We start from the raw sequence: 24,235 nt of genomic DNA on the forward strand, positions 1-24,235 counted from the left end.
ACTTTTTACTTTTGCCTTTTTAACCAGTAATTTTGGCTAGTACTTTATCTACAGCTTGTAAAGCTTGGTCAATTTCTGCCTCGCTGACAATTAATGGTGGGACAAAGCGCACCACTTTTGGCCCGGCGGGGACAAGTAATAAACCTTCACTAATAGCGGCGTTGACAACTTCACCAGCAGTTAGAGAAATGTCAGCAGCTAACTCCATTCCATTGATTAAGCCCCAACCCCGCACTTCAGAAATATACTGGGGATATTTAGCGGCGATCGCTTTTAATCCAGTACGTAACTGTTCTCCCCTCTCACGGACATTCTGCAAAATATTTTCTTTTTCCAAGGTTTGGCAAACACTCAGCGCCACACCACAAACAAAAGGATTCCCACCAAAAGTACTGGCGTGTTCTCCTGGCTGAAAAACATCACAGAATTTTTTACTCATCATCGCGCCAATGGGAATACCACCGCCCAAACCTTTGGCGCTGGTAAAGATATCTGGTTCGACACCGAGATGTTCATAACCCCATAAATTACCACTGCGTCCCATTCCGACTTGCACTTCATCAAAAATCAATAAAATGCCGGTTTCATCACAAATACGCCGCAGTTTTTGGAAGTAAACCACATCACCAGGACGCACGCCGCCTTCGCCTTGCAATGGTTCTAATAAAATCGCCGCAACACGATAATCACCTTCATCTAACTCACTAATGGCTGTTTCGATGGCAGTAATATCGTTGTAAGGTACATAATGGAAACCTGGAACCAAGGGATCAAAGTATTTTTGATACTTGGGTTGTCCGGTGGCGGTAATCGTTGCTAAAGTCCGCCCGTGGAAACTAGCATTCGCCGTTAAAATAATTGGCTTTTCTATATCTAGAACTGTATGGGCATATTTACGTGCTAGTTTAATCGCCGCTTCATTCGCCTCGGCTCCAGAGTTACAGAAAAATACGCGATCGGCACAAGAATGTTGGATAATCCATTTGGCTAATTCCCCTTGTTCGGGAATGTAGTACAAATTAGAAACATGATGCAGCTTTTGAATTTGGCGTGTCACAGCTTCAACCATTGCTGGATGGGCGTGTCCTAGGGTGCAAGTGGCAATTCCCGCCACAAAATCTAGGTATTCCCGCCCCTGTGTATCCCAAACACGGCATCCTGCACCTTTTTCTAAGGCTAAAGGAAACCGACCATAAGTTGACATCACGGCTGCGTTAAAACTATCCGAATCAAAAGGAATAGATGACACTGAACCTGATGCTGGGGGGATGCTGGCTTCTTCAACTAGAGTTGGTAAGCTCACTAACCGCTCCTCCTGAAAATTTTTAATTCTACACTCACTTACTAGTTTCCTCGAAATTGTTAAAAATTTCTTGTGATTGATCGCAAATCATGATTTCTTTTAGGCTAACGCTTAAATATCCTTAAATCAGCCATCAGTTATCAGTGATCAGTTATCAGGCGGATGGCAGGTAATTTAGACCGCCACCAACGCTGTTAACCAATTGGTGCGCCTTTTCGCCCAGGGATTTTACTGTTAACTGTTAACTGTTAACTGTTAACTGTTAAACCATGTATTCCACTCTTGAGAGAAAATATCAACGTATCCAAAAAGAGCTAATGGCAGGAGCGATCGCCCTTGGGGGTGTGTTCCTGATTGGCACTTTATGGTACAGATTTGTAGAGGGTTGGTCATGGGAAAATGCCGCTTACATGACAGTGATTACCTTAGCTACGGTGGGATATGGGGAAACACAGCCACTAGGCAGCCGAGGACGCTTGTTTACCATTGCCCTAATTTTATTGGGCGTAGTTAATATTGGTTACATAGTCAATCGATTTACAGAAGCCATCATCGAAGGCTACTTTCAAGAAGGAATTCGGCTACGACAACAGAGGCGCTTAATGGAATCCTTGACCGAACATTATATTATTTGTGGATTTAGTCGCACTGGTCGGCAAATTGCCAGAGAATTTCGGGCGGAAGGCGTACCTTTTGTGGTCATAGATTCGGAGTTTGAATCTGTGCAAAGGGCGCAAGGAGAAGGTTATATAGTATACCAAGGTGATGCTACTTTAGATGATACGCTTTTCCATGTGGGGATTGAAAGAGCAATTTGTATAGTTGCTGCCCTACCTTCGGATGCGGAAAATTTATATACAGTATTATCGGCAAAAACATTAAATCCAGATATTCGGGCGATCGCTCGCGCCAGTACGGAAGAAGCGTTACAAAAATTACAGCGTGGTGGGGCAGATGCCGTAATTTCACCATACATTACCGGGGGGAAGCGGATGGCCGCAGCCGCCTTGAGACCGCAAGTATTAGACTTTGTAGATGGCATTCTTTCGGGTGCAGACCGACAGTTGTATATGGAAGAATTTTTACTTGATTCGAGCTTATCTCCCTTTGTCGGACAAACCTTGCAAAAAGCCAAACTGCGATCGCAAACTGGTGCATTAGTCTTAGCCATTCGCCGCGTTGATGGTAATCTTATTGGCGGCCCCACTGGTGATACTGTATTAATGCCAGGAGATACCTTAATTTGTATGGGGACAGCCGAACAGTTGCGGAGTCTGAACCAAGTTCTGGTTCCCATTGGTTCGCAAATATTACGCAAGCCGAAAAATCAGTGATAGGGGATAGGTAACAGGAAAAATTAACCGCAGATGGACGCGGATGTATGCTGAATGTAATTTGGGCGATCGCTATTTTCTTCCCCTAAACTGCTATCCTTGCAAAAATAATAATATTCATATAAATCTACTCCTGCCTTCTACAGAGTCATCTACCTAAAACTCTATGCTTACCCAAGATAAACAACAACGGAATTGGCAACCTATCATCAACGCATTTGAAGCTGTCCTTGGTAAAAATGGTGTAGTTCAACGCCGCGAAGAATTGATTACCTATGAGTGTGATGGTTTAACTAGCTATCGTCAACGTCCGGCTGTGGCTGTATTACCCAGAACCACAGAACAAGTCGCGGCGGTGGTAAAAATCTGTAATCAGTATTCTGTTCCTTTTATCGCACGGGGTTCTGGGACAGGATTATCTGGTGGTGCTTTACCATTAGAAGATTCTGTATTGATTGTCACTTCATTAATGCGACAAATCCTCAGCGTTGATTTAGAAAACCAGCGCATTGTTGTGCAGCCAGGAGTAATTAATAGTTGGGTAACGCAAACCGTTAGCGGTGCCGGATTTTATTATGCGCCAGATCCTTCCAGCCAAATTATCTGTTCAATTGGCGGTAATGTCGCCGAGAATTCCGGTGGGGTGCATTGTTTAAAATATGGTGTCACCACCAATCACGTTTTTGGGTTAAAAATTGTCACCCCAGAAGGAGAAATTGTTGATTTAGGTGGACAAATCCCCGAAACACCAGGATATGATTTAACAGGTATATTTGTTGGTTCTGAAGGTACGTTAGGAATCGCCACAGAAATTACCCTCAGAATTCTCAAAAGTGCCGAATCAATTTGTGTATTATTGGCAGATTTTACAAGTGTAGAAGCTGCGGGGGCTAGTGTTTCTGATATCATCAGTGCCGGGATAATTCCTGGTGGCATGGAAATGATGGATAATCTCAGCATCAATGCTGTTGAGGATGTTGTCGCAACTAATTGTTATCCGCGAGATGCGACTGCTATTCTGCTAGTAGAAATTGATGGTTTAGAAGTCGAAGTTGCAGTTTTAAAACAAAGAATTACCGAAATTTGTCAACAAAATGGCGCACGGAATGTCACCTCTGCAAGTGACCCAGAAACCCGCTTAAAATTGTGGAAAGGAAGAAAAGCGGCCTTTGCTGCGGCTGGACATTTAAGCCCTGATTATTATGTACAAGACGGCGTGATTCCCCGTACACAATTGCCTTATGTTTTGCAAGAAATTGAAAACTTAAGTCAAAAATTTGGTTATAAAATTGCTAACGTCTTTCACGCTGGTGATGGTAATCTCCATCCCTTAGTGCTTTATGATAATTCTGTCCCTGGTGCATTAGAAAAAGTTGAAGAATTGGGCGGAGAAATTCTCAAGCTTTGTGTAAAAGTGGGTGGTAGTCTTTCTGGTGAACATGGCATTGGTTCTGATAAAAAATGTTATATGCCAGAAATGTTTAACAGCATCGATTTAGAAACAATGCAATGGGTGAGACAAGTATTTAATCCCCAAGGTTTAGCCAACCCAGACAAAATTTTCCCCACACCCCGCACCTGTGGCGAAGCAGCAAAAGCTATGAATCACAAGCAGTTTGAAGGCGTAGAAAGATATTAGTTTTCAGAAATTAGCGAATAGAATGATCTGAGATATTGGTATTCTCAATTTAACAGTCATCAGTCTTCAAAGAAACTGATAACTGTTGACTGCTCACTGATTTATGCTGTCTCCAACATAGACCAATACGGTTCAGTTAAGAGAATAGTAGGTTGGGTGTAGCGATAGCGTAACCCAACAAAGTATGCGTGAATGTTGGGTTCCGTTCCTCCACCCAACCTACACCAGTCTAAGTTGTTGCCTTAACTGAACTTTATTGCAACATAGACAGCAAAGATTTCAACTCTTTTAGCCCCCATAAAGTGTACAGCACTCAGAGAGAACTTGCGTGGGCGGGTTCCCAGCGTTGAGCAAAGTTCGGGGATTTCCCCCGCCCTGGCAAACTTCGGTGACTCAGCACTTACTTGCGTGTTGCTTCTAGTAAGCGAGAGAAATAGAAGCGAGTTTTAGTCATTTCCTGACGCTGGACTGTAAAGCCATTTTTCTCGATAATCTTAACTACATCAGCTTCACGGTGCAGATAAGCGCGAGTTGTTTTGCTGGCACCAGGGAAGAAACTACCAATTTTTTTGAGTAAACTGAGAGCGCAAGTTTTGGGTGCAAAACTGATGATTATCCGTGATTCTGCCAAAGAACAAAGGTGAGAAATCATTTCATCGGCTTTGTCTTGGGGGTAGTGGATAAGTACATCCAAGCAAATTACGGTGTGGTAATTGCCTGTCAAAGATTCTAAATCTTGGACAGCAAAAGTTGGGTTGGAGGCGTTTCCTAAAGCTTGTATAGCTCTTTGTTTGCCTTCTTCCACCATTTTTTCAGAAATATCGCTGGCAAAAACCTTAGCCCCTTCCGTTGCCAAGGGAATGCTCAGGCTACCTACACCGCAGCCAGCATCACAGATTGATAGCTCAGATAAATTGCCATCATTTTTCAGCCAGCCGATAACTTTATCCACTGTTTGTTGATGACCATAGCGGATGTCTAGCTGGACTTTATTGACTTCGCCATCGCCATAAATCCGCTTCCATCGGTCAAACCCTGTGGAATTGAAATACTCACGAACAATCGTTTTATCGTCGGCTGCGTTCATAAACTTCGATTTTTAAGGGTTCCCAATCCTTAAAATTATCATTGTTGGCAGCAAGAGCGATCGCTTTCATCGAAAAATCAACTTCCTGCGGAAAAAGGGACAGGTGACAGTGGAAGAATCATTTACTCAGCACTCAGCACTTTCAACTCAGCACTTAACTAGGCACAATATGGCTTACTGTTGACTTTTGACTCAGAAATAATCCAAAATCCAAAGTTCGCATATCCTAAAGGGATTTACCGCAAGATTAGAACAATGTTGATTGCTCGTAACTCTGAAATAACTGACTTGATACTCAGCAACGCCAGTGAGGGAGTCGGCGGAGCCGCCCAACGCACTGGCTTCTCAGCACTCAGCACTTTAACTATATCTGGAAATCTTCTTTAATCTCAGCCCATCAGGTCGCTGAACAGCCTATGCTAACGATTAGGTTAATCCACTGGACTTAAGGCGCTCAACTCTAAGAACGCACTCGAATAAAGGACAAAGCACAGATGAGTAACATTGTAGATACAGCCATTGAGGCAATTGTCGCACGGGAAATTCTCGATTCACGGGGTAGACCCACCGTTGAAGCCGAGGTGCATTTGCTAAATGGTGCTGTGGGACTAGCGCAGGTTCCCAGTGGAGCCTCTACAGGAACTTTTGAAGCTCACGAACTGCGGGACAATGATAAAAGCCGCTATGGCGGTAAAGGTGTTCTCAAGGCAGTACAGAACGTCAAAGAAATCTTAACTCCCAAGTTGTTAAATTTGGATGCGCTGAACCAAGAATTAATCGATCGCACAATGATTGCGGTGGATGGTTCGCCTAACAAAGCCAATTTAGGAGCAAATGCAATTTTGGCTGTTTCCCTCGCAGCAGCCAAAGCCGGTGCGGAATCTTTGGGTATTCCCCTTTATCGCTATTTAGGCGGCCCTTTGGCGAATTTATTACCAGTCCCATTGATGAATGTGATTAATGGTGGCGCACACGCAGCTAACAACGTGGATTTTCAAGAGTTTATGATTGTCCCCATTGGTGCGTCTTCTTTTAAAGAGGCTTTACGTTGGGGTGCAGAAGTATTTGCCACTCTCAGCAAAGTTTTGGATGACAAAGGCTTGCTGACTGGGGTGGGCGATGAAGGCGGTTTTGCGCCTAACCTAGAGTCCAACCAAGTCGCTTTAGAATTGCTGGTGGCGGCGATTGAAAAAGCAGGTTACAAGCCAGGGGAACAAGTCGCTTTGGCGTTAGATGTGGCAGCCAGCGAATTTTACAAAGATGGTCAGTATGTTTACGATGGTAAACCCCACTCTCCCGTTGAGTTCATCAATTATTTAGGTCAATTAGTTGACCAATACCCAATCGTCTCAATCGAAGATGGTTTACACGAAGAAGATTGGTCTAACTGGCAATTGCTGACTGAGAAAATTGGCTCACGGGTACAATTGGTAGGAGATGACTTGTTTGTAACCAATGCTACTCGTTTGCGGAAAGGTATTGAAACTAAAGCTGGTAACGCCGTGTTGATTAAACTCAACCAAATTGGTTCTTTGACCGAAACATTAGAAACAATTGATATGGCAACTCGCAACGGTTTCCGCTCAGTCATCAGTCATCGTTCCGGTGAAACCGAAGACACAACAATTGCTGACCTAGCAGTAGCTACCCGCGCTGGTCAAATTAAAACAGGTTCTCTTTGTCGTAGCGAACGGGTTGCCAAGTACAACCGCTTACTGAGAATTGAAGATGAATTAGGCGATCGCGCTATTTATGCTGGTGCAGTGGGTTTAGGTCCGAAATAGGGGCTAGGGACTGGGGGCTAGAGACTAGGGAATTTTTCTACTCCCCACTCCCAACTCCCCACTCCCTAACTATGGATAGAATCCCAACTTAGGTAACCCCAAGGTTTCATCCCAACCCATCATTAAGTTCAAACACTGTATTGCTTGACCCGCTTGGCCTTTAATTAGGTTGTCAATTGCTGACATCACAATTACCCGACCTGTACGCGGGTCAGCTTCTACACCGATGTAACAAAGATTGCTACCGCAAGCCCACTTGGTTTGGGGATAAACACCACTTTCGCAGATTTTGACCCAAGGGGAATTGCGGTAAAAAGCATTGTAAATTGTAATTAAATCATCTCTCGCCAAGCCGGGATCGCGCAGTGTAGCGTAGACAGTCGCCAAAATGCCGCGCACCATTGGGATGAGGTGGGGTGTAAATTGTACAGTCACTTCATGACCGGCTAAGTCGCTACAAATCTGCTCAATTTCTGGGGTGTGACGGTGACGCACAACACCATAAGCAGCTAGAGAATTATCAGCTTCTGCCAGTAATAAATTGACTTTTGCTTGTCTTCCACCGCCTGATGTGCCAGACTTGGCATCGATAATGGCGGTTTCTGGCACAATTAAGCCTTGTTTTAAAAGTGGTGATAATGCTAACAAGCTGGCGGTGGGATAGCAGCCAGGACAACCAATTAATTGGGCTTCGGCAATGCGATCGCGGTAAAGTTCCGGTAAACCATAAACAGCCGTCGCCGCCGCAGTGCGATCGCTTCTTTCTTGTCCATACCAACTGGTGTAAGTTGCCAAATCACTAAACCGATAATCCGCACTCAGATCCAGAACCTTACAGCCTTTTTCTAATAATTGCGGTGTAATTTGGCAAGCCAGACCATTTGGCAGAGACAAAAATACAACTTCACAGCGATGAGCAATTACCTCTGGCTCTACCGCCTCAATTGGCAAATTTACTGTATGAGCCAAATGTGGGTACAAATCCCCAAAAGATTTTCCCGCACTGCTTTCACCGCCTAAATAAACTAGTTCCACTTCTGGATGTTCCATCAGTAATCGAACTAGCTGCACTCCACCATAGCCTGACGCGCCAACAATCCCAACGGGTACGCGCCTAAAATTGCCCATGATTTTGAAATCCTTATCCGCTTTTGATTAATTTATCAGTCAATGGTCAAAGGTCAAGAGTCATTTGTCATTTGTCCTTTGTCCTTTGTTACCTCAGCACGATGAATTTGTTCTTTTTGAATTTCCCTATCCCCTTGACTACGTTAACTATGATTGCACTTTCGTGCTGAACCCCAATTTTAACGGTAGAGGCTAGGCCATGTTATCGAATCATTGCTAGTACAACGCGGCAGAAATTTGGTGAAAAGCTTGTGATATAAGATTTTTGACTTTTGACTTTTGACTTTTGACTTCCGCGTAGCGGTACTAGTGTATTCTCCACCGTATAAAGGAGTTACAATCACAATATAGAAATTGTTAAAAAAAATTTACTATCACTAACTGGAAGTTTTTTGTGTCAATGCCTAAACCTACATGGCAGTCTGATAACACTCCATCTGAAGGTGAAAACTCGCAAATGAGTGTAGCGCCGCAAGCTGGAGAAACCACTGATTACAGTGCTGCATCTCAACCAACTTTTAAATTTGATTCCATAGATGCTGCTTTGGCGGATCTCAAAGCAGGTCGTGTCATTGTGGTGGTAGATGACGAAAACCGGGAAAATGAAGGTGATTTGATTTGTGCGGCTCAATTTGCTACACCTGACATGATTAATTTCATGGCGGTGCAAGCTAGAGGGCTGATTTGTTTGGCGATGACAGGCGATCGCCTAGACGAGCTAGATTTGCCGTTAATGGTTACTAACATTACGGACACTAACCAAACGGCCTTCACTGTTAGTATCGACGCAGGCCCCCATTTAGGCGTTAGCACCGGGATTTCTGCCGAAGACCGCGCTAGGACTATTCAAGTCGCCCTCAACCCCGCCACCAAACCTTTAGATTTACGTCGTCCTGGACATATTTTTCCGATTCGTGCCAAGGCTGGCGGTGTCCTCAAACGCGCCGGACATACAGAAGCGGCTGTAGATTTATCTCGCTTGGCTGGACTGTACCCGGCTGGAGTGATTTGTGAAATTCAAAACTCCGATGGTTCAATGGCGCGGTTACCCCAGTTAATTGACTACGCCAGAAACCACAATTTAAAAATTATCAGTATTGCGGACTTAATCAGTTATCGCCTGCAACATGACCGCCTCGTAGTCCGGGAAAGTATTGCTGAGTTACCCACTCAGTTTGGTCATTTCAAAATTTACGCTTACCGTCACACCCTCGATAATTGCGAACACGTTGCTATTGTCAAAGGTGACCCCGCAAATTTCAAAGATGAACCAGTCATGGTGCGGATGCACTCAGAATGTTTAACTGGCGATGCGTTGGGGTCTTTGCGCTGTGATTGTCGGATGCAGTTGCAAGCCGCTTTGAAAATGATTGAAACTGCTGGACAAGGTGTCGTTGTTTACCTGCGTCAAGAAGGCCGAGGTATTGGTTTAATTAATAAACTCAAAGCCTACTCCTTACAGGATATGGGACTAGATACCGTAGAAGCTAACGAGCGTTTAGGATTTCCGGCTGACCTGCGTGACTACGGTATGGGAGCGCAAATGCTCATGGATTTAGGTGTTAAAAAAATTCGCCTAATTACTAATAATCCTCGGAAAATTGCGGGGGTTAAAGGCTATGGGTTGGAAGTCGTAGACCGCGTACCGTTGTTAATTGAGTCCAACGACTACAATTCTTATTACCTCGCAACCAAGGCGAAAAAACTAGGTCACATGCTGTTGCAGACTTATCTCGTGACAATTGCCATTCATTGGCAAGATGATCCCCAATCAGTAACCAAACGCTATGAAAGGTTGGAAAAATTACGCCATTTAGCCAAAAGCAACGATTTATTATTGCAAGAAGAAGCCCGTCCTTTGGCGATCGCATTATTCGATGAGCCATCTTTAACAGTACACTTAGGCTTTGACCAACCAAAGGTAGCGAGCTGTGATTGGTACCAGCAAAACGGTCATCCTTATGTGCAAGCTGTCTGCCAAATTTTGGATCATCTCACCACCTTACCTTATATTCAGAAACTAGAATTTCTGATTTCCTCTGGTAGTGATCCCCTGAGCAACTTGCAAATTCAACTTGATCGACAAATCTTGTCTTCAGATACTTTGCCTTCTGCAATTAGCGATCGCCTAGAAAAACAGAAGATTTATAGTTTTACCAAGTCACTCTAAAGTTGCACCCAAGTTTTTAGTAAAAAATGGGTGTAAGGGTATAGGTGTTTTGGATGCCGATGAGAGGAGGATTCAAACCCACCTCTCATCGTTCCCGTAGGGAAGCCCGCCAAATCTCAGATTAGAGCGCCGGACTTAAACCCAAATGGGCGAGACAAAAAGGCTTTACCATTGATTAAATATCCTCCCTGATTGGTGAGCCTGTCGAACCACAGCCTTCTGCTCTCAGCATAGCTGCCTCGTCCGAAGGGGAGTTAATTAAATTTAATATATAATTGTATGCTTAATTTTCTATCTGCATGTCCTGACGAGGAGTATCAGCTTTGGCACCTGTGAGAGTCCGCCAACACGTTAACCCATTAGCCCGCAAATATCGTACACCAGTTAATCCCCTAGAGTGGGAAAAGGTCTATGCACAACCAAACCAACCACTACATTTAGATATTGGTTGTGCTAGAGGTAGATTTGTGTTGCAAATGGCGCAGGTAGAACCTAACTGGAATTTTCTCGGTTTAGAGATTCGGGAACCATTGGTAGTCGAAGCGAATCAGTTGCGTTCTGAGTTGGGTTTAACCAACCTGTATTATTTGTACTGCAATGCGAACAACTCCTTGCAACCTCTGTTATCTGGTTTAGCACCCGGACTTTTACAACGGGTGACAATTCAGTTTCCTGATCCTTGGTTTAAAACTCGTCATGCTAAACGGCGTGTAGTCCAACCAGAACTAGTGGCAGAATTAGCAGAATATTTAGCAGTGGGTGGAGTTGTATTTCTGCAATCAGATATGAAGTTTATCGCCGTGGAAATGTGCGATCGCTTTACCGAAAACTCAGCTTTTACAAAAGTCGGTACAGATGAATGGTTAACCGAAAATCCCCTACCAGTCCCTACAGAACGAGAAATTGCGACTCAAAATAAAGGTGAACCAGTTTATCGCGCTTTATTTGTGAAACAAGGGTGATATTAAGCAAATAGCCCTTCAGACTGAAGTCTTGGGCTATACAAACTAAACCCGCCTACGCGGGTTCAAAACCCTTTATGTTCAGTTAGTCCGCCTACGCGGACTACCCTGCGGGAAGCCGCTTGTGCGTCTACGTTTTTATAGCCGCGCATTCCATTCGTCGGGGCTAGGTGCTTAATTGCTTTCAACTCCTGGCTTCTCAAAGCTTCACCCCTCCTTGTTGCAACTGCTTAAATGGATCAAGTAGAAAATCGATGATTCGGCGTTGGCGGATAACGACTTCGGCTGTGGCTGTATCACCAGGACGCAAGGGTATACATTTATTAGCAGCAGGTAAACAAGTTTGTTTGAGGGCAATATCTAAGTTATAAGCGGCAACTTTGCCATTGGGTGTGTCTATTTCTGTAGTAGTAGGAGAAATCTTAATTAGCTCACCTGAGATTACGCCATAATCTTGAAATGGATAAGCATCAAATTTTAGTTTCACTGGTAATCCTGTGTGTAAAGAACCACTTTCTGTTGTGGCCATTGTGGCGCGAATGATAAAAGGTGAATTTGCAGGTGCTATCTCTGCTAACATTGTTCCAGATTGAACAACGGCTCCAGGTTTTTGGATTGGTAGTTGAAATAAAATTCCGTTGCTAGTAGCTTTAATTTCTCTTTGTTGTAATTGAAATTGCCAAGCTGTAATTTGACTTTTAGTTTGAGCGATATCTGATTGTAAAGATGTAATTTCAGTTTCGAGATTTTTTTGTTGTTCGGCAATTCTTAAAATGGCTAGTTTACCAGAACGAGTTAAAGTTTGATAACTGCTTTCTTGTTCTTTTAGCCGTAACTGTGCTTGTTCAATTTCGGCATTTGCTTGGCGAATATTCCGTTCATAACTACTTTGTTGTTCAGTTAAACGTAATTTTGCCTGTTGAATATCTGCCTTTGTTTGTTCATATAGTTTTATTCGTTCTTGGAGAGCATCTTCTTTTTCCACAACGTTAACTTCCGCCGCAATTCCGTCTTTAAAGGCTTTTTGATAACGCTCTAGTTCGCGTTGGGCGATCGCCAAGCTGACTTCCGCTAACTTTTTCGCTTTTTCGTTTTGGATAATAGTTTGCTTCGCTTGATTTAATTGCGCTATGCCTGCGGCTTTTTGTAAATTAAAAGTATTAGTAGATAGTTGAAGATTTTGGCGAAATTGCTCAATTTGTGCTTGTTTTTCTAATTGTTGTGATTGATTTTGTTGCTCTTGGGTAGCTAAAGAAACCAAAAGTTGATTTTTTGCAGAATTTAACTGCGTGAGTCGATTTAACTGTCCTTCTAATTTATCTTGGGCTTGTTGTAATTCTGATTTGACTAATTCCGAGTCTAATATTAATAAAGTTTGCCCAGCTTTGACTGTATCTCCTTCTTGGACTCGAATTTCTGCAACCGTTCCCGCAACAGCCGCATCGAGTTTAACTGTTTTATCTTGAGTTTCTACTCTACCTGTCGCTGTACCAGTTTCATCAATTTTAGCAAACATTGTCCAAGGAAGAATTATCGAGACAAACACAACTAACAAATAGAGTATTCCTCGCGTCCAAACTTGGGGTAAGTTATCAAGAGTTTCTCTGGTAACATCAGACCAATCATCAGTTTTTGGTAATACAGTTTCCTCGATAATTTCTGGTTCAGATATATCTTTTGAATGTGATACTTTACCATTCAATGTATTTGTCATAGTTTTTCCTGGGAGATTAGGGGTTATAAATGAAGAGATAATTAAACAAGTCACAAATTATTCAGACTTATGTAATAACTCTCTCAAACTCTTATAACTTCGTGTCCTTTGCATCCTTTGCGGTTAGTTTTTTCATAATCTTGCGTAAATTATGATTACCAATGACTAAGAACTAAGCATTAATTTGCATTTGCTGTTGATTTAAATAGAAATAATGTCCACGTTTAGCCATTAGTTCTGCATGAGTTCCACTTTCAATTAATAGCCCTCGATCTAGGACTAAAATTAAATCTGCATTTCGTACTGTAGAAAGGCGGTGGGCGATAACTAATGTGGTTCTTCCTTTGAGAATCTTATTTAAATTCTGTTGAATAATTCTTTCTGATTCAGTATCTAAATGGGAGGTAGCTTCATCTAAAATCAATAGCTGTGGATTACCTAACAAAGCTCTAGCGATCGCAATTCGCTGTCGCTGTCCACCAGATAACAACCCACCACCTTCACCTATTTGAGTTTCATATCCCAATGGCAGCTTTTTAATAAACTCATCAGCACCAGCTAATTTAGCAGCTTCGATTAATTCTGCTAAGGTTGCTCCTGGATATCCTAAACTAATATTCTCTCGAATTGTGCCACCAAATAAAAAGGTATCTTGGTCAACTACTCCCACACAAGAACGTAGAGAACTTAAGGAAATACTAGTAATATCTTGTCCATCAATTAAGACCTTGCCATCAGTAGGCGGATATAACCCTAAAACTAACTTGGAAATAGTAGTTTTACCTGAACCACTCCGCCCTACTAAAGCTACCATCTGCCCTGGTTTGATTTCAAAGGAAAGATTTTCTAAAATATTCACATCACTATCTGGATGATAGCGAAAGGTCACATTTTCAAACCGGATACTACCTTGGAGTTGGGGGATATTTTGCCTTAATTGATGTTGTAAATCTTCTTCTGGCTCGGCATCTAAAACATCATTAATCCGTTCTACAGCAATCACGACTTCTTGCAATTGGTTCCACAAAACGGTTAATCTTTGAAATGGGGTAATAATATTGACTAAAAGCAAATTAAATGCTACCAACTGCCCAATTGTTAATTGATTTTGAATTACCAAGTGCGCCCCAAACCAGAGCAAGGCAGTAGTTACCAAGGCTTGAATTGTATTACTAATAATTTGCAGTCGATTACTAATAACTTGGCTGGCGAAGTTTGTTTTAACTTCTTGGTTTAATAACTCTTCCCAATGCCAACGCACATTTTTTTCCACTGCTGTAGCTTTGACTGTTCGCACACCAGTTAAAGCTTCAATTAAGTAACTGCTTTCTTTGGCAACAGCATTAAATATTTCCCGCGAAATTCTCTGTAAAAATGGTGTGGCGATTAATGCTAATAAGGCGAATGGCGGCACAATGATTAATACTAGCAAAGCCATACGCCAGCTATACCAAAACATCAAACCGACATAAATAAAGACGGTGAATAAATCTAATAAAATAGATAATGCTTCACCAGAAAGAAATCTTTGAATTTTGCGGTTCTCTTGAATACGGGAGACAATATCACCTACATAACGCGACTCGAAAAAACTCAACGGTAGCCGCAATGTATGGCGAATAAAACCAACAATTAATACTAAGTCAATTTTGTTGGCTGTGTGGTCTAAGAGATATTGACGTAACCCCATCATAGCGACGCGAAACAAGTTAAACATTAGCAACCCTAAACCCACGGCTGTTAATGTCAGTTCCGATCGCTGCACAACCACACGGTCTAAAATTAACTGGGTAAATAACGGGGTAATCAACCCAAAGATTTGGATGAATACAGAAGCAATCAACACCTCAACTATCACCAACGAATGAGGTTTCATTAATCCAAAAAATTGCCAAAAAGGTGTAGAGGCTTCTTTGGCATCTTTAAAAGCAGCTGTTGGTTGCAACAGCAAAGCATAACCAGTCCAGTTAGCTTTAAATTCGCTGTGGCTGAGGGTTTTTTGCCCAATGGCGGGGTCGCCAATAATCACATCGTTGGGGGTAATTTCGTAAACAACTATATAATGTTTGCCTTCCCAATGAGCGATCGCAGGTAATTTTTGCTTGGCTAACTGATTAAAACTAGCTTTCACCGGTCTAGTGTTAAAACCGAGGCTTTCCGCCGCCATGACTAAGCCTCGCAATGATGCACCGTTGCGGTCAACATTAGCGATATCTCGTAAACGATTCACACTAAAACGTTTACCCCAATAACGCGACACCATCACCAAACAAGCAGCACCGCAGTCAGAAGCACTTTGTTGAGCAAAAAACGGATAGCGTCGAGTTACCCTCTGCCATAAATGTCCGACTCGTTGGCTAGGGTTGGGAAAATAAGCTTTACTAATCTTTTTGCTGTCTGGAGGTTCAATAGGCGGCGCAACAATATCTATTTGATGATGTGGATGTACCTCAGATGTCTGAAGAGAAGAAGTATCTGCGCTGGTTGGTTGTGGCGAACGGGATAAGGCTTTAGTCCAGAGATGATCCCGCATTTGTGGGTGTTTAGCCATCAATGACTGCAACACATCACCAGGAATAAAACATAGTTGCAAATTAACAGAAGCCCTAGCAGAATATGGTGTGAGGTTAGCTTCTGGAAATAAGGTAAATTCCCCGAAGGAAGTTCCTGTTTCTAATGTGGCAATTAATTCATCAACATCATCTAGTAGCCTGACTTTACCTGTCACCACAATATAGATACCAGGTTCTACATTTGCACCTTGCCAGAATTTACCAACTTTTGGATTTAGGGATTTAGCTTGTTGAAGACAGTACTGAAATTCTTCTACCGATAGGGAACAGCCCAAAGTCTCGTTGAGTTGTTCGGGAGTGATCAACTGAACGGATAGATTATGCACCATAGATATCTACATTTCTTCCTAATTTTGTGAACTTCATCGGCGAAAAGTCGCTATCATCGGTTAATCTTGCCGATCGCAAATCTTTAATCAAAATTTTGGCACCATGAGTTGGCTGAGGTTGAGTTGCTTCAGCATTTTGGGATTTTGGTAATGTAGATAACCCCATTTGTTTCAGGAGTCGCTTAATATGGCGATCGCTAATTTCCATCCCTAATTCTTTGGCGAGATGTTTTTGCAGCCAGTTAACTGTCCAGCGCCGAAAAGAATAGCCATAGTCGCGGGGGCTATTACTCACAAGTTCTCTCAATCGCTCTAAATACTGCTCGTTCACTGCTTTTGGGCGACCAATAGGGAAATCTTGCCATTGATGCGCCATACCGATTCGCGCAATGTGCATCCAATGTCGTGCTGTAGCCGCACAACATCCCAAAATTTGACAAATTTCCGTTTGTGACTTTCCTTCATCTGTCAACAACATAATTTCAATGCGCTGACGATAGGAATCAGATAAATCTTTTTGCAAATTTTCTTGCAGTAGTTTGCGTTGAAACTTTGTTAAATACTTACCTGTAGGAGCTTGCGCTCTGTCAATGTCATATTGTGCTTGGTTGTACGACATAACGGTAAAAATGCACTACAAATTGGTATGTTTGTTGTTATTTACCCAATGCAAATTAGACAGCAGGTAAATAACAATCAGCAGTGCAGATTAAATTGCACCGGGCTATAAATACATATACAAAAAATAAATTTCCGTAAAAACAATTAAATATTTTTCTCAATGAAATTGTCATTCAACGATGAAATCTATGTGATATCTCTGGTGCAGACGATCAGGCGATCGCTTCTTTGCACAAAATTTTTTGGGACATAAACTGAAACATTTATGTCCCAAAAATTTATCAAATTAACTCCTTAAATTTATCTTCATCACAAACACATTTCTAGCTAGATTTGCTTGCTAGACTTGGCTTTGCTAGATTCCTTAATTGAACCTAGATACTTTTTCAGAAGATGATTCCGCAGTTAAATAGCTTCGATATTTAGATTTAAAACTAATTTTTATATCACTATTATTTACAAATTGATATCAATATGATAAACATGGTTTTCCATGAATGTCTATATGCGTCATAACATATTTATACTAAGTAAAGTATAAATAAAAGCAGTTTATCCGAAAGCCTTTTTGGATGAAGATGCAATTTATCAGTTGTTGTAGATAAGTAAGTTGTACACAAAGTCCCAATTCTCCCTTGTCTCTCCTAACTCTCTCTTACCTTGATTGTTCAGATATCAAATAGCACTACCTACAGACTCAAGCTGAAGCTGATATGTAACTTGCTGCGTTTGCTGCTTCAGCCATTCTGCAAATAAATATGCCACAATTTGTTGGCGCAATTGAGCATTTAACTCTGGCTGAATAATTTCCTCCACCAAAATCAAGTGAATTCCTCTTGATGTAAAAATTGGTTTGAGAAGTTGGGGAGGCTGAACTGTAAAAATAGCCGCAGATATTTCTGGTAATAAATCTCGTCGACGAACTAACCCACGATATCCACAAGCACGACGTAATTCGATATTTTCGATATATTGGTGAGCCACTTCATAAAAGCTAATTTCACCTTCTTTAATAGCGTAATAAAGTTCTAAGGCTAAATCTTCATCTTCTAAAATTACTTCGTACATAATCACACCAGCATAGTCGAGTTGGTGTGCAAAAAAGTATTCTTCAACTTTATTTTCAAACAAATGTGCTGCTAACTTACCAAAAATGAGACTACTATAAGTAATTTTTTCAAAATCATCAAGAGACAGATAATTTTTTTCCAGCCATTGCCATGTTTCAGCCGCACTATCAAGATTGTTAGCTAATCGTATTTTATCTGCTGCTTGTTGCAATTCCTCTGTTTCTACCTTAATTCCATTTTCTAAAGCAACAGCTTTCACAATATGATCAGCAGTAATTTGCTCAATAATTTCTGGCAGCTTACAAGATAGTTTTAGTTGATGTAAAATATCCTGACTGGTAATTAAAATAGCGTCTGTCATTTTAAATAGGGATATGTAACAGTTTTATTTGATATGTCAATGAAAGAGACAAGGGAGGACAGGAAGACAAGGTAGAGATGTTTGTAAATTACTTAAGATTGCTATAGCAGTTCTCTTTGATTGATAAATTTGTAAGAGTATAGTATGGCAGTTTAGCCTGACAAATAGAATTACTAATCATTGAGAACTGCCATAGCTTGATTCACATCTTGCACCAAGCGACTGAAGTCGTGGCTGGAAAGACAAAACCCTTAATTTTACGTTAGTCCGCGTAGGCGGACTTCGTTTTTATAGCCGCGAATTCCATTCGTCGGGGCTAGGTGCAAAATATGTGTTAATTGTCATCTTAAACTAATACTTTATCAGCCGATCGCTTTAATGCAGACAAGGATTCACTTTGGAAGTTAGGCGCGGCTTTTGGTTGTAATTGTTGCTTTTGTTCTTCCAGTTCTGCTAAACGTAAATTACTCCAATTTATCAGTCCGGGATTTCCCAAACTAGGCGCTATATTAGCTAAGTGTTGAACAACTGAGATAGCTTCTGGTTCGATTTCTAGAGAAGCCAGATAACAATCACTAGCTAATTCTAATTCACCCATTTTTTCATGACATTGACCAGCCATAAACCAAGCTACTGGAGTTCCTGGAGGGCCTAATCTTGTAGCAGAACGATAAACTTTGGCGGCTTCTTCAAGTTTGCCACGTTTGGTTAAAACTTCCGCCAATTCTAAATGATATCTCGGTTCTAGAGGCTCTAGTTGGACTATCAGACGTACTCGTTCTTCTGCTAAATCGAGATCCTTTAGCCATATAGACTCTTTAGAACGGCTTTCCATACACAAGCTGAGATTTTCGCGTGCAACAATTTGTTGCAATTCATTCTCAGGATTTAAACTTCTGGCGTGAGACTCGCATAAATCCATTTCTTCAACTACCTTCTGTTTATCTCTGCGTAAAAACGGCACAAAAGAAACAGAACGATAGTACATACTCATCAACAAGTTATATTCAAACTCATTGAGTGAAGGTCTTAATATTTCAATATCTTTGGTAACTTCTTCACGCCAAAACTCAGCCGCAGCTAAATCGCCAAATATTTTGGAATATTCAACTACCATTTGTAAGCCAGCGTTGATTTTCACCTTACTTCCTGATGGTGCATGAGTAGCGATCGCAGCAATTTCTTGAATATAATCAAAGGTGCGATCGTCAAAGTGAGTAATTAAGCTAGAAAGCGCCCTACACCATGCAAGAGTAGCAAGTTCCACATTACTGGCAATTTCATCACTAGATATTTCTGGGATATACTCTTTTACGACTCGATGAAAGCACAAGCTTCGCAATAAATTCATCACCCGTAATTTGGTGATATTGGGTAATTCTTGATAGTTAGATAAATAATCACAAAGCTTTTCCCAACGCTCAGTGCGTAATTCTTTTGCTAACTGTAGTGGATGATTAACATGGTATTGAAACATTCCAGTTTCTTTTACCAGAGATTCTCGAAAGAAAGGCGAGACATTAACTTGAACTGTATAGGGAAGCGTAGTGTTATTAATTAAACTATTATAACTAAATTCAATTCCATAATGATGAGGTTTACCGCCATTGAGGGGGCCTAAATCAAAATATTGTCGATTTAACCAAGCAATAGGTGAACTATTAAGAGTTAGCATAATATCTCTCCTGATGTTTATTATTATGTAGTTATTGCACCACTACAAAAATCAAGTAGGTAGACATGAGATGAATCACAGTGACATTCGGTTATAAAATTAACTATGTCACTGTGAAAAGTTGCTTTTAAAATAGTTCTGAAATCAGCAACCAAGATTGTGTATTTCAGAACTATTTGGGAAATTTTTCCTATCTTACGCTAAGAAAGAAGACCATTTAGCAACTGCAAAAGCTACACCACCACGTACAGTTGTGAAAGCTGTAAACTCTGGAGAATCTTTTGCAGATTTAGACTTTAAGTCAACGATTTCATCAGCAGCTTTTTCAGATTTCAGTTGGGTAATTTTAATTTCAGCCATGATAATAAACCTCAAGATTCAAGTTGTTTTGACGAAGAAACTTTGTTTTGTCTCTTCCTATTAACATCATGCTTTCTTGAATCTTGGAATGCAAGGGAAAGTCCGGTATGAATTGGGACATAAATATCGCATTTTCTGGAGCTAAAATTAAAAATTTAAGTTGATATTTACTAATTAAGGTACAAAAAATTTAGGCTGGAGCAGAAGAACAAGAACTAATTTAAATCATTCCTGAACCAAAAGATACCCGACTTCTCTAAGAAGTCGGGTATCTGAGCCTCGATAAATAGCATCTTCATCAAGAAACGGTATTATTAGTGCAGTATGTCGGCAGAATAGAATTAATTATGTCTCTTTTTCTTCCTTCTCTTGTCCTTAGCTGATTCTCATTAGGGACTTCCAAGCAAAAAATCTCCCATTATCTGCTAACAAGGAAGATCAGGGAGAAACTTATTTTTTTGATTACCATTAGAACAAAAATAAAAAAAATTAAGCATCAAGGCAAAAACTTCACCTCATGCTTTATCTAAATGTTTTATCTAACAAGGCAAGCATTTTCTAAATAAGAATTCAGAACTCAGAGCCAGCGTCTATAACGAATTTATCACGAAATCGTCTTTGAGTATCTGAAAATATTAAGTTTCAAACCTTGCTCTTGATAGGCAAAATGAGTATTAAATTTGATTCTTTGTAAAAGCTTCATCCTGGGGTGGGTGAAGTCTGCTGAATTCTATATTTCTGAATTCCTGTGTCCTGACTAGTATAGATTGGCGTAAATAAACAGACCATCTGGAATTACTAAAAGGCTGGTAGTATGACTCACTATTCCTTCTTTTTCCTTTTGACCTTTTACTTTTGCCTTATTGTACTAGTGCATTTCGTCGTATTCTGGCGCTTCAACTCGTCTAGCTTCTTGACGAGAAGGGGGGAGAAATTCAGCTCTTCTGACAGGAACTAAAGGCGGAGTTGAACCTTGATAGGGATGAATTACCTGCACTGTACGAGTCGGACGGCTGCGCGGCCCAAATAAAGCCAATACTCCAGCAACTACAATACCGCCACCAACAGTCAACGTTGCGCCTCCCACAGCCCAAACAATTGGTGAAGTCCACCAAGCGTTTTGAGGTTGTAATACTTCAGATGCAGCTTTTTGGCTATTTTGCTGTGCTAATAACAACTGTTGGGCGTTTTGATTGTCCAATAGTCGTTGGTTTGCCCCTTTTAGCTGTTCATTGTCGGTTCTTAAACGATTTAATTCAGCTTTTAATTGCTCAAACTCTGCACGTAGCTCAGGGTTGGATGCAGTAGGTGGCTGAGGGTTGGGATAAGGTTGTCCGTAATTAGATGGATACTGCACAGGTGGCTGTAGCTGGGGTGCAACTACAGTGGGCATTTGGGGGGTGACAGTAAAGTTAGGTTGTAAGGGATTATTTGCTCCCTTGAGCAAAACAAGCGCCGCCAGCCCAGCCACAGCGACTCCACCGATAAATGCCATACTTTCACTCATCGCTTTTGTCCCTCAGCTGCGACGTAATTATTTTGTGACTGACACACTCTCACACTCATAATCTTTTACTTACTAAAATTCACCTAAACACTTAAAGTATAAGCGACAGTATCAGCTAGTTTTTTTACAGCCTGCCATCTGCTGTTAATATTCAAGACCATAAAGGTCGAATTGTCTACTAAATTAGGGTAAAAAAACTATACTGTTATACATTCTTAATCTACTTTTTCTGAGGTGGCAAGAAAGTCATGAGTTAAAAGTCAACGGTCAAACAATTTTAGATTTTGGATTTTGGATTTTAGATTGACTGTATTCCAGAAGTGGATACAGTTTGGGGATTTTAGATTGGAAACTAAATCCCTACTCTCGATTAAGTGCGTAGAGCAGCTTTTAGGCTTTGGCAAAATTGACCGATCGCATTTAATCCCTCTTCAGGAGTACCTTCTGCTAAACGTTTGACAAAAGCACTACCAACAATTGCGGCATCCGCTCCCCAATCTCTGACCTGACGGGCTTGTTCAATTTGAGAAATTCCAAAACCCACCCCGATGGGTTTATGAGTAACATTACGAATTTGTTGGAGTAAATCAGATACTCGTGTTTCCATTTGCGATCGCATCCCAGTTACACCAGTCACACTCACCAAATAAATAAATCCTTGGGAAGCACGGGCGATCGCTTCGATTCTATCAGTAGAACTAGTAGGCGCTACCAATAAAGTTAAATCAATCCCGATTTCGCCAGCAGGTTTGAGCAAGCCAGCCGCTTCTTCTAAAGGTAAATCAGGTACTACCAATCCTGACACCCCAGCCTTTGCAATTTGCTGGAGAAAATTTTCAATCCCCCGGTGCAGAATTGGGTTGTAATAAGCAAACAAAATAATTGGCGCTTGCAAGCTGGGGGTAATATCTTGCAACATTTCCAGAACGTCTTCTAACTTCGTTCCCTGTTGCAAAGCGCGGGTAGCAGCCGCCTGAATCACTGGCCCATCCGCCAGAGGATCAGAATAAGGTACACCCAATTCAATCAAGTCAGCACCGCTACTATCTAAAATTTTCAAAGCGGATGCGGTGGTTGCTAAATCTGGATCACCAGCAGTAATAAACGGAATCAGAGCGCACTCTTGATTCCGTTTTAAGGTTTCAAAGCGATCGGAAATGGCAGTCATTAGTCAAAAATCAAAAGTCAAGGGTCAACAGTCAAAAGCAATGACTATTGACTATTGACTCATAAAATGATCACTTTAAACCTGAGATTGTTTTTCTTGTTCAACCTCGGCTTGAATTTTGGCTAGTTCTTCTGGCGTAAGTTCTTCCAACCGCTTTTGGAAAAACGCTTGTTCATAGTCTTCCCGTTGCTGATGGTAGGTCATATTTTTATTCACAGCGCGGTAAACATAAGTGCTTACCCAACCAACCAAGCCAATCACCACTAGCACAGCTTGGCTCCATATCCCAGCTTGTTGAGCATCTAAGCCCACAAGTTGTAATCCCACATAAGCCAAGCCACCAGCAATAAAAATGCCTAAACCAATTACAAGAGCGTCGATGCGTCGCATGAGAGTTATGACCTACCAATCTTGTTAAGCTTCAATTTTGCGCGGTTGTGGTCGCAGGTTTACAAAGGGCGACAGAACCAACAAACCGGGAAAGAAGAAGAAAACCAAAAAGTACATAAAAGCACGCTCAATAGAAGTAGCCACATACCATCGCAGCTTCATGTAAAACATTACAGCCACAGGAAGGACTAATAAATAAGCGCCAGCCAAAATCAGATACAGCAGGGCTACGATCATAGGTTTTCTCTCTTTGTAGACAAGGCCATTTGGTGCATCTGTTTTTCATCATAGGCTGAAGAGTCCTATTTTATGTAACTTTCCAAAAATTCTGCACTTTTACTAGACAAATTTTCGGAGAGTGCTACAATAGCAAAGCCAGTGTCTGATGTGTGTACTTGTAACACCAAGGTAAAGATGCTTGTCCGAAGTGAGAGATTGCTAAGAAAACATTGCGATCGCCAAACACAGACAAAATTTTTTTTACCTAGTTCACAAAATGCACAATTGATGGTGGAATAGATGAGGGGGTATTTGTTACCTCCAAAAAATAACTGACTCCTAAGTAAACTTGGGGGTGTGGCGGAATGGCAGACGCTACGGACTTAGACAACTGAGCCTTGATGAAGAAATTCTTCAAGTGGAAGCTCTCAAACTCAGGGAAACCTAAATCTGTTTCCAGACAAGGCAATCCTGAGCCAAGCCTAAAACAAGTACTGAGTTAAAAGTGCTGAGTAAATTTAAACTCAAAGTTTTAGGAAGGTGCAGAGACTCGACGGGAGCTACCCTAACGTAAAGGCGAGGGTAAAGGGAGAGTCCAATTCTCAAAACCTAAAAGTGGGTAAAACTGCTAGGTAGTAGTGAAAGCTGCAAGAGAATGAAAATCCGTTGACCTTAAACGGTCGTGAGGGTTCAAGTCCCTCCACCCCCATTAAAAAACAAAATCAAACAAAGCCTGCTTAGTTAATACTAAGCAGGCTTAATTGTACAAAGTTAAAAATCAACAAATCTTAAGGTCTAACTTATTTGTTTTCTGCATCCACACAGCGCAAAAATCCATTTA

Annotated in this window: 20 protein-coding genes; 6 read left to right on the plus strand and 14 right to left on the minus strand. The window is 41.3% G+C overall.

Annotated features, from left to right (window positions below; all coding sequences use genetic code 11):
* Window positions 1-19: 19 nt before the first annotated feature.
* Complete coding sequence (locus tag H6G74_RS14650) at window positions 20-1,303, minus strand: aspartate aminotransferase family protein (RefSeq protein WP_190968367.1); 1,284 nt, start codon at window positions 1,301-1,303, stop codon at window positions 20-22.
* A 269-nt stretch (window positions 1,304-1,572) separates the two neighbouring features.
* On the opposite strand from H6G74_RS14650, the gene H6G74_RS14655 reads away from it, so the two are divergent.
* Window positions 1,573-2,637: a potassium channel family protein gene (locus H6G74_RS14655; protein ID WP_242051234.1), complete on the plus strand. Its 1,065-nt coding sequence runs from the start codon at window positions 1,573-1,575 to the stop codon at window positions 2,635-2,637.
* Window positions 2,638-2,803: 166 nt separating this feature from the next.
* Window positions 2,804-4,276, plus strand: coding sequence for a glycolate oxidase subunit GlcD (gene glcD, locus H6G74_RS14660; RefSeq protein ID WP_190968368.1), 1,473 nt, complete (start codon window positions 2,804-2,806; stop codon window positions 4,274-4,276).
* 400 nt (window positions 4,277-4,676) lie between these two features.
* Here glcD and bchM read toward each other — a convergent pair whose 3' ends face one another.
* A complete protein-coding gene (bchM, locus tag H6G74_RS14665; RefSeq protein ID WP_062290560.1) occupies window positions 4,677-5,363 on the minus strand; it encodes a magnesium protoporphyrin IX methyltransferase in 687 nt (228 codons plus the stop codon).
* A 255-nt stretch (window positions 5,364-5,618) separates the two neighbouring features.
* On the opposite strand from bchM, the gene H6G74_RS31540 reads away from it, so the two are divergent.
* Both H6G74_RS31540 and eno read left to right on the plus strand, forming a co-directional pair.
* The gene (locus H6G74_RS31540; RefSeq protein WP_277927157.1) at window positions 5,619-5,750 is read left to right on the plus strand and encodes a hypothetical protein; all 132 of its coding nucleotides are present in this window, start codon (window positions 5,619-5,621) and stop codon (window positions 5,748-5,750) included.
* A gap of 107 nt (window positions 5,751-5,857) precedes the next feature.
* Entirely contained in the window at window positions 5,858-7,147 is a 1,290-nt protein-coding gene (gene eno, locus H6G74_RS14670; protein ID WP_190968369.1) for a phosphopyruvate hydratase, read from the plus strand.
* A 69-nt stretch (window positions 7,148-7,216) separates the two neighbouring features.
* Here the strand turns inward: eno and argC are convergent, their stop codons facing one another.
* Entirely contained in the window at window positions 7,217-8,275 is a 1,059-nt protein-coding gene (gene argC, locus H6G74_RS14675; RefSeq protein ID WP_190968370.1) for an N-acetyl-gamma-glutamyl-phosphate reductase, read from the minus strand.
* A gap of 394 nt (window positions 8,276-8,669) precedes the next feature.
* Between argC and ribBA the strand changes: the two genes are divergently transcribed.
* Complete coding sequence (gene ribBA, locus H6G74_RS14680; protein WP_190968371.1) at window positions 8,670-10,445, plus strand: bifunctional 3,4-dihydroxy-2-butanone-4-phosphate synthase/GTP cyclohydrolase II; 1,776 nt, start codon at window positions 8,670-8,672, stop codon at window positions 10,443-10,445.
* 323 nt (window positions 10,446-10,768) lie between these two features.
* Window positions 10,769-11,407 carry a tRNA (guanosine(46)-N7)-methyltransferase TrmB gene (trmB, locus tag H6G74_RS14685; RefSeq protein WP_190968372.1) on the plus strand — a complete coding sequence of 213 codons (639 nt, stop codon included), beginning with the start codon at window positions 10,769-10,771 and terminating at the stop codon, window positions 11,405-11,407.
* A gap of 65 nt (window positions 11,408-11,472) precedes the next feature.
* Here the strand turns inward: trmB and H6G74_RS14690 are convergent, their stop codons facing one another.
* From H6G74_RS14690 to ndhL, 11 genes are all read right to left on the minus strand, one after another.
* Window positions 11,473-11,610 (minus strand): hypothetical protein, encoded by a 138-nt coding sequence (locus tag H6G74_RS14690; RefSeq protein WP_190968373.1) that lies wholly within the window; start codon window positions 11,608-11,610, stop codon window positions 11,473-11,475.
* Window positions 11,607-13,121 (minus strand): HlyD family efflux transporter periplasmic adaptor subunit, encoded by a 1,515-nt coding sequence (locus H6G74_RS14695; protein ID WP_190968374.1) that lies wholly within the window; start codon window positions 13,119-13,121, stop codon window positions 11,607-11,609. Before H6G74_RS14695 ends, H6G74_RS14690 begins: the two co-directional genes overlap by 4 nt.
* Window positions 13,122-13,293: 172 nt before the next feature.
* The gene (locus H6G74_RS14700) at window positions 13,294-16,023 is read right to left on the minus strand and encodes a peptidase domain-containing ABC transporter (protein WP_190968375.1); all 2,730 of its coding nucleotides are present in this window, start codon (window positions 16,021-16,023) and stop codon (window positions 13,294-13,296) included.
* Window positions 16,013-16,642 (minus strand): helix-turn-helix domain-containing protein, encoded by a 630-nt coding sequence (locus H6G74_RS14705; protein WP_190968376.1) that lies wholly within the window; start codon window positions 16,640-16,642, stop codon window positions 16,013-16,015. The genes H6G74_RS14700 and H6G74_RS14705 overlap by 11 nt, the downstream gene beginning before the upstream one ends.
* A gap of 677 nt (window positions 16,643-17,319) precedes the next feature.
* The gene (locus tag H6G74_RS14710) at window positions 17,320-18,075 is read right to left on the minus strand and encodes a peptidylprolyl isomerase (RefSeq protein WP_190968377.1); all 756 of its coding nucleotides are present in this window, start codon (window positions 18,073-18,075) and stop codon (window positions 17,320-17,322) included.
* Between the two features lie 346 nt (window positions 18,076-18,421).
* Complete coding sequence (locus H6G74_RS14715; RefSeq protein ID WP_190968378.1) at window positions 18,422-19,750, minus strand: tetratricopeptide repeat protein; 1,329 nt, start codon at window positions 19,748-19,750, stop codon at window positions 18,422-18,424.
* A 195-nt stretch (window positions 19,751-19,945) separates the two neighbouring features.
* Complete coding sequence (locus H6G74_RS14720; protein WP_190968379.1) at window positions 19,946-20,110, minus strand: hypothetical protein; 165 nt, start codon at window positions 20,108-20,110, stop codon at window positions 19,946-19,948.
* An 868-nt stretch (window positions 20,111-20,978) separates the two neighbouring features.
* Window positions 20,979-21,617 carry a cell division protein ZapB gene (locus H6G74_RS14725; RefSeq protein WP_190968380.1) on the minus strand — a complete coding sequence of 213 codons (639 nt, stop codon included), beginning with the start codon at window positions 21,615-21,617 and terminating at the stop codon, window positions 20,979-20,981.
* Between the two features lie 370 nt (window positions 21,618-21,987).
* The gene (gene trpA, locus H6G74_RS14730; protein ID WP_190968381.1) at window positions 21,988-22,785 is read right to left on the minus strand and encodes a tryptophan synthase subunit alpha; all 798 of its coding nucleotides are present in this window, start codon (window positions 22,783-22,785) and stop codon (window positions 21,988-21,990) included.
* Between the two features lie 75 nt (window positions 22,786-22,860).
* On the minus strand, window positions 22,861-23,175 hold the full coding sequence (locus H6G74_RS14735) for a DUF3007 family protein (RefSeq protein WP_190968382.1): 315 nt from the start codon (window positions 23,173-23,175) through the stop codon (window positions 22,861-22,863).
* A gap of 24 nt (window positions 23,176-23,199) precedes the next feature.
* Window positions 23,200-23,412: an NAD(P)H-quinone oxidoreductase subunit L gene (ndhL, locus tag H6G74_RS14740; protein WP_190591695.1), complete on the minus strand. Its 213-nt coding sequence runs from the start codon at window positions 23,410-23,412 to the stop codon at window positions 23,200-23,202.
* Between the last annotated feature and the right edge of the window lie 823 nt (window positions 23,413-24,235).

Origin of the sequence: Nostoc spongiaeforme FACHB-130, from assembly GCF_014698475.1 — a bacterium.
GTDB lineage: Bacteria > Cyanobacteriota > Cyanobacteriia > Cyanobacteriales > Nostocaceae > Nostoc_B > Nostoc_B spongiaeforme.